The sequence below is a fragment of the Clostridium thermobutyricum genome, from assembly GCF_000371465.1.
In the GTDB taxonomy this organism is placed as follows: Bacteria; Bacillota; Clostridia; order Clostridiales; family Clostridiaceae; genus Clostridium; species Clostridium thermobutyricum.
On sequence record NZ_KB850956.1, the window covers coordinates 1,304,938 to 1,320,111 of the forward strand.

Genomic DNA, 15,174 nt, shown 5'->3' on the forward strand with positions numbered 1-15,174 from the left:
AATAGTAAGTGCTTTTTATATTAAATTTTCTAAAAATATTTCCAAAATAATCCAAAAGATGATATAATGAATATATTAATTTTAAATAAATAGTTTTTAGGTAAATTAAGAGATACTAATAAATTTATTAATAACAATATTTTTATTATGTAGAGTAATCTTTTTTAATAGTGATATAATAATAAAAAGTTAAATAAACTATTTTAGGAGGAATTTTAGATGAAATTAGATGAAAAAATATTAAGTGAAGAATTAATGCATAAAGGAAATTTTCTTAAATTCGTAAATGTTACAGTAGAGCTTCCAGATGGAAAAAAAGGAACAAGAGATATTATAAGACATCCTGGTGCATCTGCAATATTACCATTTATAGATGATGAAACTGTAATATTAGTTAAGCAATTTAGAACAGCTTTAAATAAAATTTTAATTGAAGTTCCAGCAGGAAAATTAGAAAAAGGAGAAGATCCTTTAGTATGTGCTAGCAGAGAGCTTGAAGAAGAAACAGGCTATAAATCAGATAATATAGAATATCTTGGTACAATAGCAACTGGTGCTGGATTTACAGATGAAGTTATACATTTATATAAAGCTACTAATCTTTATGAAGGAGTTAAATGTGGCGATGAAGATGAATTTATAGATATTATGAAGTTGAAAATTTCTGATGTGAAAAAGATGATTAAAAATGGAGAAATAATAGATACAAAGACAATATCAACTTTTATGTATATAGATTAGAATCAAACGCTTATTTTCTTAAGATTTTTATAAGTAACATATTTTCAATAAATAAGAATATTTTATCTTTTTAAAACATAATAATATTTATAACTATTTAGGAGGATAGAATAGATGAAATTATTGGCTAAGAAAATAGGTGATACTTTTGAGGAGCAAAAATTCTACTATTTAATAGTATTGTTATTTTTCTGTATAGGTGTAGTTATTGGAGTATATGCTGTAAAGTATATGAGTCTTACAGATAGACAAGATTTAACAAGCTATTATTCAAGCTTTATAGAAAACATTCAAACTAATGAAATAAGCTATGCAAATTTGTTATTTGAAATATTCAAGAAGAATATAATAATTATAATTCCAATTATAATTTTAGGATTTACTTTTTTTGGTAGCCCTATAATTTTAATAATAAATTTAATGAAAGGATTTTCAATTGGATATACTTTCACATTTTTATTAACTATGTTTAATGGAGATGGTCTTATGTTAGCAGTTTCTTCACTTGTTCCACAAAATATTATATATATACCTTGTATTGTGGCTACTAGTATTATTGCATTAAGCCTTTCAACATTAAAATTTAAAGAAAAGTTTATTAAGAAAATGCCCATAAAAAATTTATTATTAAATAAAGGCGGAACTAACATATTATTGATAATACTTTGCATATTTATAATTGGTATGATAATTGAAGCTTACCTATCTCCAAATCTGATAAAGTTAGTTGTAACTAAATTTTATTTATAAAATGGAAATCAAGAGATGAAACTGAAGGGGAATTTATAAATTGTTGAATAGATATAAGTAATGGTATTAGGAGAGTAAAATGTTAGAAATTATTGAGAATTACAAAGAGTATTTATTTAAAAATGACAAAAGTGAAAATACTGTTTACGCCTATGTAACTGATGTAAATCTTTTTATTAAATTCTTAAATGCAAATAATAAGGAGCTTTATACTTCAGATAATGTAGCGATAATTGCCTATATACAAAATTTACTTGATACAGGTAAGTCTGAGAGGTCAATTAATCGTATTGTTATAAGTCTTAGAAGCTTTTATGGTTTTTTGAAAACAAAATCTTTAATAAATGATATTCCTAAGATAACTTATAAAAGTAGTAGAAACACAAAAAAACTTCCGCAAATACTTACAGTTGATGAAGTAGATAAGATAATTAAATCTATTGATAAAACTGGCGTAAAAGGAATAAGAGATAATGCTCTTCTTGAACTTATGTATGCAACTGGAATGAAAGTATCAGAGCTTATAGCATTAAATAATGAAGATGTAAATTTAGATTTATGTTTTGTTAAATGTACTGATAATAAGCATTATGAAAGACTTATTCCAATAGGAAGAAGTGCAACAAGAGCTTTAGAAGAATATATTTTAGTTAGAAATGATATTGCGGAAGCTGGGGAAGATAAGCTTTTTGTAAATTTAAATGGAAAGGGATTAACAAGACAAGGTATTTGGAGAATAGTAAAGGAATATTCTCATAAAGCTGGAATAAAAAAAGAAGTCAATTTAAATACATTTAGACATTCTTTTGCAGTGCATATGCTTCAAAATGGTGCAAATGTAAGAGCAGTTCAAAAGCTTTTAGGAAATCAAGTTTTGACTTATATGGATACTTATTATGAAATAATAAATAGTGATAAAATAAATCTTGTTTATAAAAATGCACATCCAAGAGCTTAAAATATTAAAAAGTTAAAATAAAATGATTTTTGTAAATTAGTATATACATAATTTAAAATTATTTTTGTATAGACTTTTTATAAGATTAAAAACCTTTTAGAAAATTTTTCTAAAAGGTTTATTTTTTTATAAAAATATAGATATAAATAATAATTAACAATAATATGGAGATAATAAATTCTAAGGAGGGATTGTAATGAAAAAAACAATAAACATAAGAAAAATATTAATAATAGCCATATGTGTATTTATGGTTATACCTTTTTTTAGTCCATTAGCCTTAGAAGATAAAGAGAGAAAAGATACAACAGAATCTAGTGACGGAATGAAAGTAGAAGCTAAATCAGCATTATTAGTTGAACCAACTACTGGTAAAGTAATATATGAAAAAAATGCTGACCAAAAATTTGCACCAGCATCTGTAACAAAGGTAATGACTATGTTATTAGCAATGGAAAGTGTAGATAGTGGAAAAAATAAGCTTACTGATAAAGTTACTTGTAGTGAAAATGCTAAAAAAATGGGTGGAAGTACCATGCTTTTAGAAAATGGAGAAATAAGAACTTTAGAAGAACTTTTAAAAGGAGTTGCTATAGCATCAGGTAATGATTCAGCAGTAGCAATAGCAGAATACATAGGTGGTTCAGAAGAAAATTTTGTTAAGATGATGAATGATAAAGCAAAAGAGCTTGGTATGAAAAACACACATTTTAACAACTGTACTGGATTACCATCAGAAGGCCATGTTTCAACAGCTAAAGACATAAGCTTAATGTCAATGGAATTATTAAAACATAAAGACATATTAAAATATTCAAGTATTTATATGGAAACTATATCAGAAGGAAGAAAAAGTCCTATAGAATTAGTAAATCATAATAAATTAGTTAGATTTTTTAAAGGATGTGATGGGTTAAAAACTGGATACACATCAGAAGCTAAATACTGTATTTCAGCTACAGCTACAAGAGATGGTGTAAGAATGTTAGCTGTAATAATGGGAGCTCCTACATATAAAATAAGAAATAGAGATGCAGGTATGCTTTTAAATTATGGTTTCTCTAAATTTGAAGGTAAAAAGATAGTATCTAAAGATCAAGTAATTGGAGATGCTAATTTATCAGATGAAACAGATGAATTATTTGAAGCAAAAGCAAAAAATGATTTAATTGCTGTATTAGAAAAAGGACAAAAAGGTAAAATAGAAAAGAAAATTATACTTGATAAGACTAAAGATAAATTTAAAGCTGGTGAAATTGTAGGTAAATGTGAATTATATAATGGAAAAGAATTAGTTGGTGAAGTAGAAATATATACTGACAGAGACATATCTAAACCAGGATTATTTACAAAGATTAAGTATAAAATAAAAAATATATTTAAATCTAAAGATGAAAAAGAAAATAAAGAAACAAATGAAAAAGACAATAAAGTTAACGAAGAAAATAAAAATATGAGTAAAGATAAAAACTTAAAAAAGGCTAGCTAAAAGAAAAAAGGCGATTTATACTATTGTAAAATAGTATAAATCGTCTTTTGTTTTATACTGTTTTAAAACATATAAACATAGTGTATAATTATTAAAGAAATATATTATGGAGGGCATAAATGGATAAACCTAAAATTAAAGTAAAAGTTGCAGATTTTGAAGGGCCATTTGATTTGCTATTGCATTTAATAAAAAAAAATAAAATGGATATCTATAATGTTGAAATATTCAAAATTACAAATCAATATTTAGGATATTTAGAAGATATGAAGAAAATGGACCTAGAAATAACTTCTGAATTTATTGTTATAGCAGCAACTTTAATAGAAATAAAATCTAAAAGTCTACTTCCTAAGGTAAAGAAAGAAGATGATGAAGTAGATGAAGAGGATATTGAAAAAGCTCTTTTAGAAAAATTAATAATTTATAAGAAAATAAAAGCTTCAACAGAGTTCTTTAAGAAGAAGGCGTTAAATGTTGGATGTACATATAGCAAAAAAGCAGAAGTAATAGAAGTGAAAAAAGAGAAATTTAATAATGATGATCTTTTTAATAATATAACATTAGTTGACTTATATAACATATACAATGAGTTATTAGAAAATTATTCTAGAAAACAAAATAATAATATAGGAATAATAAACAGAAATATAAAAAGAGATGATTATAAAATAGAAGATAAATATGATTATATATTAAATGTATTGTCAATACATGAAAAAATAAATTTTACTGATGTAATATACAATTGTTCATGTAAATTAGAATGTGTCGTAACGTTTTTAGCATTATTGGAGCTTATAAAACAAAAAAAAGTAAAAGCATATCAAATTGAGAATTTTGGAGAAATAATAATAGAGGGATGTAAGGAAGATGAATAAACTAAATATAAATCAATTTGAATTTGATGAAGTTTCAAAAAAGAATATATATAAAGCTGCAATAGAAGCTATGCTTTTTGTAAGTGGAGAACCTTTAAGTCTTAGAGATATAGCAGTAAATTTAGAAGTTACACCAAAATTTGCTGAAGAGTTATTAGGCGAAGTTATGTTAGATTATGAGATAAATAACAGAGGAATAAAGCTTATACTTATAAATGGAATGTATCAACTCGTTACTAAAGGAGAATATAGTGAATACATAGAAAGATTACTTAATAAAAATAGAAGACAATCATTAAGTCAAGCTTCTTTAGAGAGTTTATCAATAATAGCTTATAAACAACCAATAACTAGAGTTGATATAGATGAAATAAGAGGTGTTAAGTCAGATAGTGCAATTCAAAGACTTATAGAAAGAGAATTAGTAGCAGAAGTGGGAAGATTAGAAGTAATAGGACGACCTATACTATATGGAACTACAGATGAATTTTTAAGACAATTTGGACTTTCAGGATTAGATGAACTTCCATCATTAGATTTATTTTCAGTTGAAGATGAGAAAATAGAAGAAGAAAATATTTTTGAAGATGATATATTGGAAAATGATATATTAGAAGATGATGAATAAAATAAATAAAAAAGACTTCACTTTAGTGAAGTCTTTTTTATTTATTTTACATCGTATCCATTAACAGATGAAGTAGAATCATTTGAATCATATTGACGATTAATACCATATGACTCTTCAACAACTTCTACTTTGTCATTGTTTTGTGATGTTTTATTTTTAGAACTTTTTTTATTACCAAAATCTTTGCAAACATCTTTAAACATTTCTAAAACTTGAGGCACAGTATCAATTATTCTGTCATAAGTACTGTCTTGTTCTACAGGTAAAAGTCTTACACAATCTTTTTTTACTACTAAAAATGAAACTGGTTTTACTGAAACTCCAGCTCCTGAACCACCAGCAAATGGATAATCAACTTGGAAGTCAGAAGATAGTTTATTTTTAGAATCAAATTCTGATCCTCCTGAAGCAAATCCAAATGAAACACGAGATATAGGAATTATACAAGCTCCGTCTTTAGTTTCAACTGGAGAACCTATAATTGTATTAACATCTATCATATCCTTTAAGTTTTCCATAGTACTTTTCATTAAATTTTCTATTGGATGTTCTTTATCTCTATTCATAATAATTTCCCTAATGGGAGCACCTCCTTATAGTATAAATCTCTTTAATAATAATAAGTATCGTATAAATAATCTGCCCAATTGAAATTTTAATTATACATTTACTTTTAAAATTAATTAGTAATTTATCTTTAAAAATAGGATTGACTTTAAATTTAGAATCTTTAATTTTAAATACTACTGAAATAATATTATATAATATTGGAAATAGAGCAGATATAACTCCATATGCAATAGCTGTATTCTTAGGATCTGATAAAGAATAATTAAAAGTAGTATCAAAAATTAATTTTGGTTTATAAGACCTATTGTTTAATTTATAAAATAATAATTTTACAAAAGATGGTGATATATTATCATTTATAAAATTATTTAATTTTTTAAATTTATTTTTCTTTGAAAAATTAAATTTTGTCTTTTGTTTCTTTGACTTTATGCCTTTGTCTTTCGGTAGTATTTTGAAATTATAAATTTTGAAACTTAATGTAGAATCTATATATGAAAAACTTAAGGTTAATTTTATTGGAATTAGAAGAATAAAAAGTGATATTAAAAAAATTATAAGTAATAGTTTCATATATAAAGCCTCCATTAGTCAATAGTTTTATTATTAACTATGATTAGGAAAAATATACTATGGACAAAAAAATAAAATATAGGTATATAAAATAGATTTTATCTCAAAATATTATAGAGGTGATTTTAATATGAAGAGTTTAAAAAAACTTATAATTATTTTCTTATGTACTTTATCAATAGGAGTTATATTTGAAAGAGAAGCCTTTGGATTTGGAAAAGACCTAAGAATAAATGGAAGATGTGCAATAGCTATAGATAAAGAAACTGGTCAAGTATTATTTGAGCAAAATGGATATGAGATAGTTGAAATGGCAAGTACAACAAAAATTTTAACTGCTTTAGTATCTATAGAAAATGCTGAATTAGATCAAAAATTTGTAGTTAGTAAAAATGCATCATCTTGTAGAGGTTCAAAAGTAGGTTATAAAGCTGGTGAAGAAATAACTGTTAAAGAATTATTATATGGACTTATGTATAAATCTGGAAATGATGCTGCTATAACTTTAGCTGAAGGAATTGGAGGATCTGTTGAAGAATTTGCAAGAATAATGAATCATTATAGCTCTAGTCTTGGGCTTATAGATTCACATTTCCAAACACCTCATGGGTTAGATAAAGAAGACCATTATTCATCTGCCTATGATTTAGCAATTTTAGCTTCTAAAGCAATGGATTATCCAATGTTTAGAGAAATTGTAGGAACAAAATCAATAACAAAGGATAAGTCAGGATTTACAAGAGACTACAATAATATAAATAAAATTCTTTGGCAAATAGAAGGAGCTAATGGAGTTAAGACAGGATATACAGGTAAAGCGGGGAAATGTCTTGTAACATCTGTAAATAGAAATGGAAGAGATATAATAATAGTTGTATTAAATTGTCCTGGTAGATGGAAAGAAACTCAAAAAATTTATGAAAATGTAAAAGATAAATGTCCAGTAAAAAAAGAAAAAGAGACTACAAGTAAATTATTAGGTGAAGAAGTAGCATTTGCATATAATCCAGGAAATAGAAGTGAAAAAATAGAAGTTTCTAATAAAAATCTAGAATTAGATGGAGGAGAGACTTTATTAGCTTATAAAGTGATTAATAGTAATAGAAGTTTAAATGATTGTAATTCTGAGAAAGAAGCAATTTTAGATGAAGAAGATATAATAAAATTTTTATACTAGAAAAAAGGGAAAATACTTTTTGTATTTTCCCTTTTTATGAAATTTAGAACCAAAATTATATATGAATAATACTTTATATAAGAGAATTAAATTATAGGAGAAAGATATGAGAGAGAGATTTACTTGCATAGATTTAGGGACAAGTTATTGCCCTTGTCATCTAGCTGAAAGTGGAGATTGTATTCTTTGTTCACAACTTAGAGGGAAATGCTTCTGTGATTGTAAGGATTGGAATGGAGTATGTGTTTATAGTGAGTTTTGTAATAACAAGAATAAAGCTAAAGAGGGAAGAAAAACATATGACTGTAAAGTAATAGAAATAAAAAAATATGCAGAAGATATATTATCTATAAAAATTCAAGTCACTAGACAGTTTGCATTTGACCTTTCTAATCCAGGAAGTTATGTATTTGTTAGAAAAGCCCAAGAAGGATATTTTGATACTCCAATATCAATTGTAGAAACAAATCCAGAAGAAGAGTGGATAGAGTTTATAGTTAAGATAGCAGGGGTGAAGACAAAACAATTAGAAGAATTAAATTTAAATGACATTGTTAAAGTAAGAGGACCATATTTTAATGGAATATTTGGAAGAAAAGAAATTTATAAGTTAAAAGGGGAACAAGTTTTAATTATTGGAAGAAATGTTGGACTGGCACCTGTAGTACCAGTTATAAAAAGATTAACTAGAGAAAACAATAAAATTTATTTATTAAAAGATTTAGCGGGAATTAATAAGGATTTCTTAAAAGAAGAATTAGATAATTATAATCCAATAATAGAAGAAAATGAAATTATCTCTAATGGTAAGCTAACAGATTGGATAAAAGAAAGAATAAATTATTATGTAAACAAAGGAGTAAGTCATATACACATAGGAGGAGCAGATATAATTACTTATCTAGTAATAGAATATTTAAATGATATAAATAGAAATGATATATCTCTTTCTTGTTGTAATAATTTTAAAATGGCCTGTGGAGAAGGAGTATGTGGTGCTTGTACAATAAGATATGATGGAGATAAAGTGAGAAGATATTGTAAATATCAAACTGATCCAAGAACAGTTTTTAAAGGAAGGTGGCTAATATGATAAAAGTTGTAGTAATTGGTGGAGGATGGTCTGGATGTGCAGCAGCAATTTCAGCTAAAAAAGCAGGAGCAGAAGTTCATTTATATGAAAAAACTGATCTTTTACTTGGACTTGGAAATGTAGGCGGAATTATGAGAAATAATGGAAGATTTACAGCTGCAGAAGAACTTATAGCAATGGGTGCAGGTGATTTAGTAGAAATTTGTGATAGATGTGCACTGCATAAAAATATAGATTTTCCTGGGCATACTCACGCAACACTTTATAATGTAAATATAATAGAAAGTGAAGTCAGAACTCACTTGGAAAAGTTAGGTATAAATATTTATACAGAAAAGAGAGTTGTAGACGTTGATTTTGATGGAAAGAAAATAAATGGAATTTATCTTCAGGATGATAGTTATATTGAAGGAGATGTATTTGTAGAAACAACAGGGTCAACAGGACCTATGGGTAATTGCTTAAGATATGGAAATGGATGCTCTATGTGTGTATTAAGATGTCCAGCTTTCGGTCCAAGATTAAGTATAAGCGAAAGATGTAATATTGAGGATATAAAAGGAGAAAGAAAAGGAGATGAATTAGGTGCATTTTCAGGATCATGTAAATTAGCAAAAGAAAGTTTATCTAAAGAAGTAAGAGAAACTTTAGATAAAGAAGGAGTAGTTGTATTAAAAGTTCCAGATGATCAAATAAATTATGAGAAATTAGGAAAAAAAGTTTGTCAGCAATATGCTTTAAAAGAATTTGCTGAAAATGTAGTATTGCTTGATACTGGTCATGCAAAACTAATGTCTAGTTTTTATAATTTAGAAAAATTAAGAAAAATTAAAGGCTTAGAAAGAGCTAAATTTGTAGACCCTTATGCAGGAAGTAAAGGAAATTCTATAAGATATCTTTCTGTAGCACCAAGAACTAATGAGATGCAAGTAGAAGGTATTGAAAATCTTTTCTGTGGAGGAGAGAAATCAGGACTTTTCGTTGGACATACAGAAGTATGATTATCTAAATTACTAAAAATATAACTTATAAGTAAATATAATTTATATTTACTTATAAGTAATAGTTATTTCTTTAGAATCACTATCCCAAATAATTTGATCTACTATTTCTTCTAAACATTTCTTTTTCCTTTCAAAATCTAGATTATCAAAATTATTTTTAAAATTATCAAATTTTTCAATTTCTTTACTAGTTTTAGTATATACATCTATAGTTTCATATTCCATTTTGTTGAAATTTTCTATTTTTAAATCTAAATTTTTAACTTTATTTTTTAACATTTCAATTTGATCTAATAATAATTTTGAAACTTCTTCATTATTAGTCAGAGATAATTTATTGATTAAGTTTGAAATTTTAGAGTTTAGAATATTTTTTTCTTTAAGTAATGTATTTACTTTATTTATTTTTACATTTTTATCTGTGGATTCAATTGAATTTTCTAGAGCAGCAAAAATATATTCAGAGCTTTTAATTTTAATATTTTCTATAATCAAATTTTCTATCTTAAGACCATTTAAATTTTTTGAATTACATTTAACTTTTCCAGAATTATTTTTTAAAGTACAAGTATAATAAAATCTTTTAGTTCCATCAGGATAAGGCTTGCCATATATTACTCTCATAGGTGATCCACAACTACATTTTAATAGTGGTGTTAATAAAGCAATATTAGTTCTTCCAAGTCTAGGAGCTTTATTAGTATTATTTTTAATTATAGACTGGACTTTAAGCCAACTTTTGGAGGTTATTATTCCTTTATGGTTAGAAACAGCAGCAATTTTTCCTTCGTTTTTACCATATCTAAGAATTCCATTTCCATTTGCTTCACCACATACTTCATAATTAAGAGTTGATAAATATTCTAATACTTCCGGGGAGCTTTGTACATAAACTGGATTTTGAAGAATTATATTTATACTATTTTTATCAATAATACCTCCATTTTTGCCTTTTATATTTTCAGCAAGAATCCATTTATATACTTGTGATAAGGATTGTAATTCAAAGTATTTTGAATATATTTTTTTTACTAATTTAAGTTCTTTAGGATTTTTTGTTAATATAGTCATATATCGCTCTTTCATATTTTCATCTCTATAAGTTTTTCTTATACAATCAAATCCAAGAGGAGATTGTCCACCAAGCCAACGCCCCATTCTAGCTAGTGTATACATATTATCTTTAATTCTTTCTACAAGCTGATCTCTTTCTAATTGAGCAAGAGAAGCTAAGATTCCAATAACAGCTCTACCAAATGAAGTAGAAGAATCAAATCCTTCTGTAGCACTATAAATAATACAATTAAGGTTAGTACACATTTCCATAGTATTATGTATATCTCGAGCATTTCTACCTAATCTATTTAATTGATATATTATAATTTTAGTTATTTTTTCATCTTTAACTTTAGAAATCATTTTTTTATATTCAGGTCTATCTTCATTTTTTCCCGAAAATCCTTCATCAATATAAACTTCTATTTCTTTATCAGGAAGATCAGAGAATTTGAAATTTATAAATTTTTTACATTTTATAATTTGATTTTCAATAGATTCTCCTTTACCAGTGAATTTAGATTTTCTACTATATATTGCAATACTCATAAAATCTATCTCCTCATTTATATAGTTTTTTTATTAGTATATTTATCTAAAAGAATATATAGTATCTTTTTAATTATGAAATAGGATTTATTTAACAATTATAGAAGTTAAATTATAAGATAAAATATTCTATAGTACAATTTACTATAAAATTATTTATTAATTTAAGTAACAGAAAAAAATATAATTCATAATATATTCCAAGGGGGATATTTAAAAATGAGTAAAATAAGAATTATTGAAAAAAATAACATATCTAAAAATGGATTAATAAGTTTTGGGGAAATAATTGCTGAATCTATCTTAGAGAAGAGAGGAATAGATGAGTGTAAAAATTTAATTAATTTATATAAAAACTCAAAAGATAAATAGGCTTTTAGCCTTAAAAACGCGCTTTACATAATTTTCGATATATTATAAAAATTTAAAATGAAAATGTAATAAATTTATAAATATGTATTTCTTATAATACTTTTGTAAATACTAATCTAAAATAGATGTGTTGAAAACATATATTATAAATTATCAATTTACAAAATTATTGATTTAAAAATAATGTATGTATAAGAGGAGTTAAAATGAAAGCGTATATTTTATATTATAATAATGGGAAAGAAGATATATTACAAAGGGCTTTTAAAGATAAGGAAGAAGCATTTAGCATTTGTAGTAAATGGAATGCTAAAAAAGTAAAAAATGGATACTATAAAATAGTTCAATGTGAAGTTTAATAATTACTTTATTTATAGAAAGGAATTTTTTTATGGCAAAAAGATATAGTTGTAGTGGATATGGGTGTTTTTTGGTTCCTATATTTTTAGTTTTAATATTTAATATATTAATTGGAGGATGGAGTATAGGAGAAATATTAAATTTAGGAGGAATTAACTTAAATTTTTATATTAGAGGACTAATTGGATTATTTGTTGCAGAATTTACAATTCCAATTGCATTTATGATATGGGTGTTAAGACATTTACTATAAAAATTAGCAGTTTAGACAAGCATGCAGAAGCAATGACAACTGGAACTTTAGCAGGGTTAAATGCAGTTAAATATGCTATGGGTATGAAACTTTTAACACTTCCAAGAAGTCTTGCAACTGGAGATTTGATTGCTTTTGCAAATGAAATGTCTAAGACTAGTGAGGGGAGAAAAATGAGATATACTTTTGCTGGATCTGTTTTCTTTAATAGAATGAAAGCAGAAGGTTTATATTTAGAAAATCCATATGATATAAAAGTAAAAGTTAAAAAACTTGGATTAGATGATATTTTTAATTTGAGAATAGTTTAAAAAAGGCCACTCATTATTGAGTGGCTTTTTTTTATTATTTATAAAAAAAATAGAAGTTTAAAATTAATAATATTTTAATTTTTTTAAGAATATTATATAATTAAATTGAAGATAAAAAATATTGCAAAAATACTTTTTATGTACTTCGTTAAAATAGTTATTTTTATAAAAGATTGTAAAAATTTAATTTTTAACAAACAACATTTTAATATATAATAGGTATAACTGTGATTTATATATAATTTTTATTCAAAGTTATAAAAAGTTTATATAAGTAAATGTTTAATTCGGTAAAAATTTAACAAATTAAGAGGAAAGTAGGGATTGTTATGAAAAAGATACAATCAACATGCAATTATTGTTCAATTGCATGTAATCTAGATTTTTATGTGGAAAATAATAAAATAGTAAAAGTACATCCAACAGAGGGACATCCAATAAATAATGGTTTTTGTTGTATAAAAGGATTAAATTTAGATAAACAAAACACTATAATAAAAACCCCTAAAGGACCTAAAATAAAAAATGAAAATGGTGTTATGGAAACTGTTTCTTGGGATAAGGCATTTGAAGAAACAGCTAAAAGAATTAAAGATATTCAAGAAAAATATGGAAAAGAAAGTTTTGCTTTTATTAGTACAGGACAACTTGATACTACTGAAATGGCACTTATAGGACATATAGGAAGAACATATTTAGGAGGAAATGGAGATGGAAATACTAGACTTTGTATGGCTACATCTGTTGTTGCCCATAAACAAAGCTTTGGATTTGATGCACCTCCATATTCATTAAAGGATTTAGAGCTTTCAGATACAATATTCTTATTTGGAGCTAATCCAGTAGTTGCGCATCCTATAATATGGGGAAAAATAAGAGATAATAAAAATGCAAAAATAATTGTTGTAGATCCAAGAAAATCAGAAACAGCTAAAAATGCACATATATGGGTTGATATAAAACCTAAAGCTGATTTAACTCTTCTTTATACAATGGCTAATGTTTTAATAGAAAAAAATTGGATTGATAAAGAATTTATAGAAAATAATACTGAAGGATTTTCTGAATTTAAAGAATTTGTAAAAGATTTTACTTTAGATAAAGTTTATGATGAAACAGGAATAAGTAAGGAAAGAGTGTTAGAGCTTGTAGATTTAATACATAATGGAAAGAAAGTATCATTCTGGTGGACTATGGGAGTAAACCAAAGTTACCAAGCAGTTAGAACTGCTCAAGGGATAATAAACTTAGCATTAATAACAGGTAATATAGGTAAACCTGGTACAGGACCAAACTCAATAACAGGTCAATGTAATGCTATGGGATCAAGATTATTTAGTAATACTACAGGACTTTATGGTGGTGGAGATTATGGAAATGAATCTGAAAGAGAAAAAGTAGCTAATGCTCTTAAGATAGATAAAGATATGTTACCAACTAAACCTACAATTCCTTATAATATGATAATTGAAAAAGCAATAAAAGGAGAGATTAAAGCTCTTTGGATAGTTGCAACTAACCCTGTTCATTCATGGACTAATAATGAAAGTTTTAAGAAAGCTATAGAAAATTTAGATTTATTTATAGTTCAAGATATATATGATGATACTGATAGTAGTGTATATGCTGATATACTTTTACCTTCAACATCAACTCTAAAAAAAGAAGGATTCTTAATAAATACTGAAAGAAGATTAACAGGACTTCAGCCAGTTTTAGAGAAAGAAGAAAATGAAAAAGATGATTATGAAATATTCTTAGGTGTTGGTAATGCACTAGGAATGGGAGATGCACTTAATGTATGGAAAACAAAAGAAAGTGCATTCAATGTATTAAAAGCTTGTACAAAAGGATTACCTTGTGACATTACAGGTGTAAATTATGAAGATTTAATGAATTCTAAAGGAATTCAATGGCCTTTTAAAGAAGGAGATAAATTAACTTCAAATGAAAGAAGATTATTTGAAGATGGACAATTCTTTACTCCAAATAAAAAAGCTAAAATATTATTTGAAAATATAAGTGAGAATCCAGTAAAAGAAACAGAAGAGTATCCTTATATATTAAATACTGGAAGAGGTACAGTAGGACAATGGCATACTCAAACAAGAACTAGAGAAATTGCTTTTACAAATAATGTTGTGGAAAAAGAGGCTTATGTTTATGTAAATAGAGAAGATGCAGAGAAATTAGGAATAAAAACTAATGATTATATAAATTTAAGTTCAATCAATGGTAATAAATCAAAATTTGTTGCAAAAGTTACTGATGATGTTAAAAAAGGTCAGTTATATGCACCACTTCATTATATAGAAACTAATGCATTAACACCTTCAGTATATGATACTTATTCAAAAGAGCCATCATATAAAACAGTTGCGGTAAATATAGAAATTATAAAATAAA

At 25.6% G+C, this 15,174-nt stretch carries 15 protein-coding genes and 2 pseudogenes; 14 read left to right on the top strand and 3 right to left on the bottom strand.

The genetic code is table 11. The features are described 5' to 3' along the window. Nucleotides 1-219: 219 nt before the first annotated feature. From HMPREF1092_RS06040 to scpB, 6 genes are all read left to right on the top strand, one after another. Entirely contained in the window at nucleotides 220-741 is a 522-nt protein-coding gene (locus HMPREF1092_RS06040; protein WP_002597749.1) for an NUDIX domain-containing protein, read from the top strand. Between the two features lie 114 nt (nucleotides 742-855). Beyond that, nucleotides 856-1,491 carry a stage II sporulation protein M gene (gene spoIIM, locus HMPREF1092_RS06045; protein ID WP_002597750.1) on the top strand — a complete coding sequence of 212 codons (636 nt, stop codon included), beginning with the start codon at nucleotides 856-858 and terminating at the stop codon, nucleotides 1,489-1,491. Between the two features lie 79 nt (nucleotides 1,492-1,570). Continuing rightward, a complete protein-coding gene (locus tag HMPREF1092_RS06050) occupies nucleotides 1,571-2,449 on the top strand; it encodes a tyrosine-type recombinase/integrase (RefSeq protein ID WP_002597751.1) in 879 nt (292 codons plus the stop codon). A gap of 196 nt (nucleotides 2,450-2,645) precedes the next feature. Next, complete coding sequence (locus HMPREF1092_RS06055; protein WP_002597752.1) at nucleotides 2,646-3,938, top strand: D-alanyl-D-alanine carboxypeptidase family protein; 1,293 nt, start codon at nucleotides 2,646-2,648, stop codon at nucleotides 3,936-3,938. Between the two features lie 119 nt (nucleotides 3,939-4,057). Next, nucleotides 4,058-4,819 (top strand): segregation/condensation protein A, encoded by a 762-nt coding sequence (locus HMPREF1092_RS06060; protein ID WP_002597753.1) that lies wholly within the window; start codon nucleotides 4,058-4,060, stop codon nucleotides 4,817-4,819. Next, nucleotides 4,812-5,447 carry an SMC-Scp complex subunit ScpB gene (gene scpB / locus HMPREF1092_RS06065; protein WP_002597754.1) on the top strand — a complete coding sequence of 212 codons (636 nt, stop codon included), beginning with the start codon at nucleotides 4,812-4,814 and terminating at the stop codon, nucleotides 5,445-5,447. Before HMPREF1092_RS06060 ends, scpB begins: the two co-directional genes overlap by 8 nt. Before the next feature lie 41 nt (nucleotides 5,448-5,488). Here the strand turns inward: scpB and ytfJ are convergent, their stop codons facing one another. Together ytfJ and HMPREF1092_RS17805 are read right to left on the bottom strand one after the other, a co-directional pair. Beyond that, nucleotides 5,489-6,016: a GerW family sporulation protein gene (ytfJ, locus tag HMPREF1092_RS06070; RefSeq protein WP_002597755.1), complete on the bottom strand. Its 528-nt coding sequence runs from the start codon at nucleotides 6,014-6,016 to the stop codon at nucleotides 5,489-5,491. A gap of 10 nt (nucleotides 6,017-6,026) precedes the next feature. After that, nucleotides 6,027-6,608: a DUF2953 domain-containing protein gene (locus HMPREF1092_RS17805; protein ID WP_081606294.1), complete on the bottom strand. Its 582-nt coding sequence runs from the start codon at nucleotides 6,606-6,608 to the stop codon at nucleotides 6,027-6,029. A 115-nt stretch (nucleotides 6,609-6,723) separates the two neighbouring features. Here HMPREF1092_RS17805 and HMPREF1092_RS06080 point away from each other — a divergent pair. From HMPREF1092_RS06080 to HMPREF1092_RS06090, 3 genes and pseudogenes are all read left to right on the top strand, one after another. Next, nucleotides 6,724-7,527 (top strand): annotated as a pseudogene (locus HMPREF1092_RS06080) (D-alanyl-D-alanine carboxypeptidase family protein); the annotation flags it as partial. 349 nt (nucleotides 7,528-7,876) lie between these two features. Continuing rightward, on the top strand, nucleotides 7,877-8,863 hold the full coding sequence (locus HMPREF1092_RS06085) for a sulfide/dihydroorotate dehydrogenase-like FAD/NAD-binding protein (RefSeq protein ID WP_002597758.1): 987 nt from the start codon (nucleotides 7,877-7,879) through the stop codon (nucleotides 8,861-8,863). Next, nucleotides 8,863-9,858 (top strand): annotated as a pseudogene (locus HMPREF1092_RS06090) (FAD-dependent oxidoreductase); the annotation flags it as partial. The gene HMPREF1092_RS06085 and the pseudogene HMPREF1092_RS06090, both read left to right, overlap by 1 nt. A 54-nt stretch (nucleotides 9,859-9,912) precedes the next feature. Here the strand turns inward: HMPREF1092_RS06090 and HMPREF1092_RS06095 are convergent. Beyond that, complete coding sequence (locus tag HMPREF1092_RS06095) at nucleotides 9,913-11,472, bottom strand: recombinase family protein (protein WP_002597760.1); 1,560 nt, start codon at nucleotides 11,470-11,472, stop codon at nucleotides 9,913-9,915. Nucleotides 11,473-11,691: 219 nt separating this feature from the next. Here HMPREF1092_RS06095 and HMPREF1092_RS17160 point away from each other — a divergent pair, with 219 nt between their 5' ends. From HMPREF1092_RS17160 to HMPREF1092_RS06110, 5 genes are all read left to right on the top strand, one after another. After that, nucleotides 11,692-11,844: a hypothetical protein gene (locus HMPREF1092_RS17160; RefSeq protein ID WP_002597761.1), complete on the top strand. Its 153-nt coding sequence runs from the start codon at nucleotides 11,692-11,694 to the stop codon at nucleotides 11,842-11,844. Nucleotides 11,845-12,050: 206 nt separating this feature from the next. Then, a complete protein-coding gene (locus HMPREF1092_RS17165) occupies nucleotides 12,051-12,203 on the top strand; it encodes a hypothetical protein (RefSeq protein ID WP_002597762.1) in 153 nt (50 codons plus the stop codon). Between the two features lie 32 nt (nucleotides 12,204-12,235). Then, the gene (locus tag HMPREF1092_RS06100) at nucleotides 12,236-12,457 is read left to right on the top strand and encodes a hypothetical protein (RefSeq protein WP_002597763.1); all 222 of its coding nucleotides are present in this window, start codon (nucleotides 12,236-12,238) and stop codon (nucleotides 12,455-12,457) included. Next, nucleotides 12,433-12,768: a hypothetical protein gene (locus HMPREF1092_RS06105; RefSeq protein WP_002597764.1), complete on the top strand. Its 336-nt coding sequence runs from the start codon at nucleotides 12,433-12,435 to the stop codon at nucleotides 12,766-12,768. The genes HMPREF1092_RS06100 and HMPREF1092_RS06105 overlap by 25 nt, the downstream gene beginning before the upstream one ends. 329 nt (nucleotides 12,769-13,097) lie before the next feature. Continuing rightward, nucleotides 13,098-15,173, top strand: coding sequence for a molybdopterin oxidoreductase family protein (locus HMPREF1092_RS06110; protein ID WP_002597765.1), 2,076 nt, complete (start codon nucleotides 13,098-13,100; stop codon nucleotides 15,171-15,173). The last annotated feature ends 1 nt before the right edge of the window (nucleotide 15,174 follow it).

What these genes read in the sequence shown, in the direction of transcription:
- HMPREF1092_RS06060 (WP_002597753.1), top strand. Translation starts at nt 4,058, where the DNA reads ATGGATAAACCTAAAATTAAAGTAAAAGTTGCAGATTTTGAAGGGCCA.
- HMPREF1092_RS06110 (WP_002597765.1), top strand. Translation starts at nt 13,098, where the DNA reads ATGAAAAAGATACAATCAACATGCAATTATTGTTCAATTGCATGTAAT.
- spoIIM (WP_002597750.1), top strand. Translation starts at nt 856, where the DNA reads ATGAAATTATTGGCTAAGAAAATAGGTGATACTTTTGAGGAGCAAAAA.
- HMPREF1092_RS17165 (WP_002597762.1), top strand. Translation starts at nt 12,051, where the DNA reads ATGAAAGCGTATATTTTATATTATAATAATGGGAAAGAAGATATATTA.
- HMPREF1092_RS06100 (WP_002597763.1), top strand. Translation starts at nt 12,236, where the DNA reads ATGGCAAAAAGATATAGTTGTAGTGGATATGGGTGTTTTTTGGTTCCT.
- HMPREF1092_RS06040 (WP_002597749.1), top strand. Translation starts at nt 220, where the DNA reads ATGAAATTAGATGAAAAAATATTAAGTGAAGAATTAATGCATAAAGGA.
- HMPREF1092_RS06055 (WP_002597752.1), top strand. Translation starts at nt 2,646, where the DNA reads ATGAAAAAAACAATAAACATAAGAAAAATATTAATAATAGCCATATGT.
- HMPREF1092_RS17160 (WP_002597761.1), top strand. Translation starts at nt 11,692, where the DNA reads ATGAGTAAAATAAGAATTATTGAAAAAAATAACATATCTAAAAATGGA.
- HMPREF1092_RS06105 (WP_002597764.1), top strand. Translation starts at nt 12,433, where the DNA reads ATGGGTGTTAAGACATTTACTATAAAAATTAGCAGTTTAGACAAGCAT.
- HMPREF1092_RS17805 (WP_081606294.1), bottom strand. Translation starts at nt 6,608, where the DNA reads ATGGAGGCTTTATATATGAAACTATTACTTATAATTTTTTTAATATCA.
- HMPREF1092_RS06095 (WP_002597760.1), bottom strand. Translation starts at nt 11,472, where the DNA reads ATGAGTATTGCAATATATAGTAGAAAATCTAAATTCACTGGTAAAGGA.
- scpB (WP_002597754.1), top strand. Translation starts at nt 4,812, where the DNA reads ATGAATAAACTAAATATAAATCAATTTGAATTTGATGAAGTTTCAAAA.
- ytfJ (WP_002597755.1), bottom strand. Translation starts at nt 6,016, where the DNA reads ATGAATAGAGATAAAGAACATCCAATAGAAAATTTAATGAAAAGTACT.
- HMPREF1092_RS06085 (WP_002597758.1), top strand. Translation starts at nt 7,877, where the DNA reads ATGAGAGAGAGATTTACTTGCATAGATTTAGGGACAAGTTATTGCCCT.
- HMPREF1092_RS06050 (WP_002597751.1), top strand. Translation starts at nt 1,571, where the DNA reads ATGTTAGAAATTATTGAGAATTACAAAGAGTATTTATTTAAAAATGAC.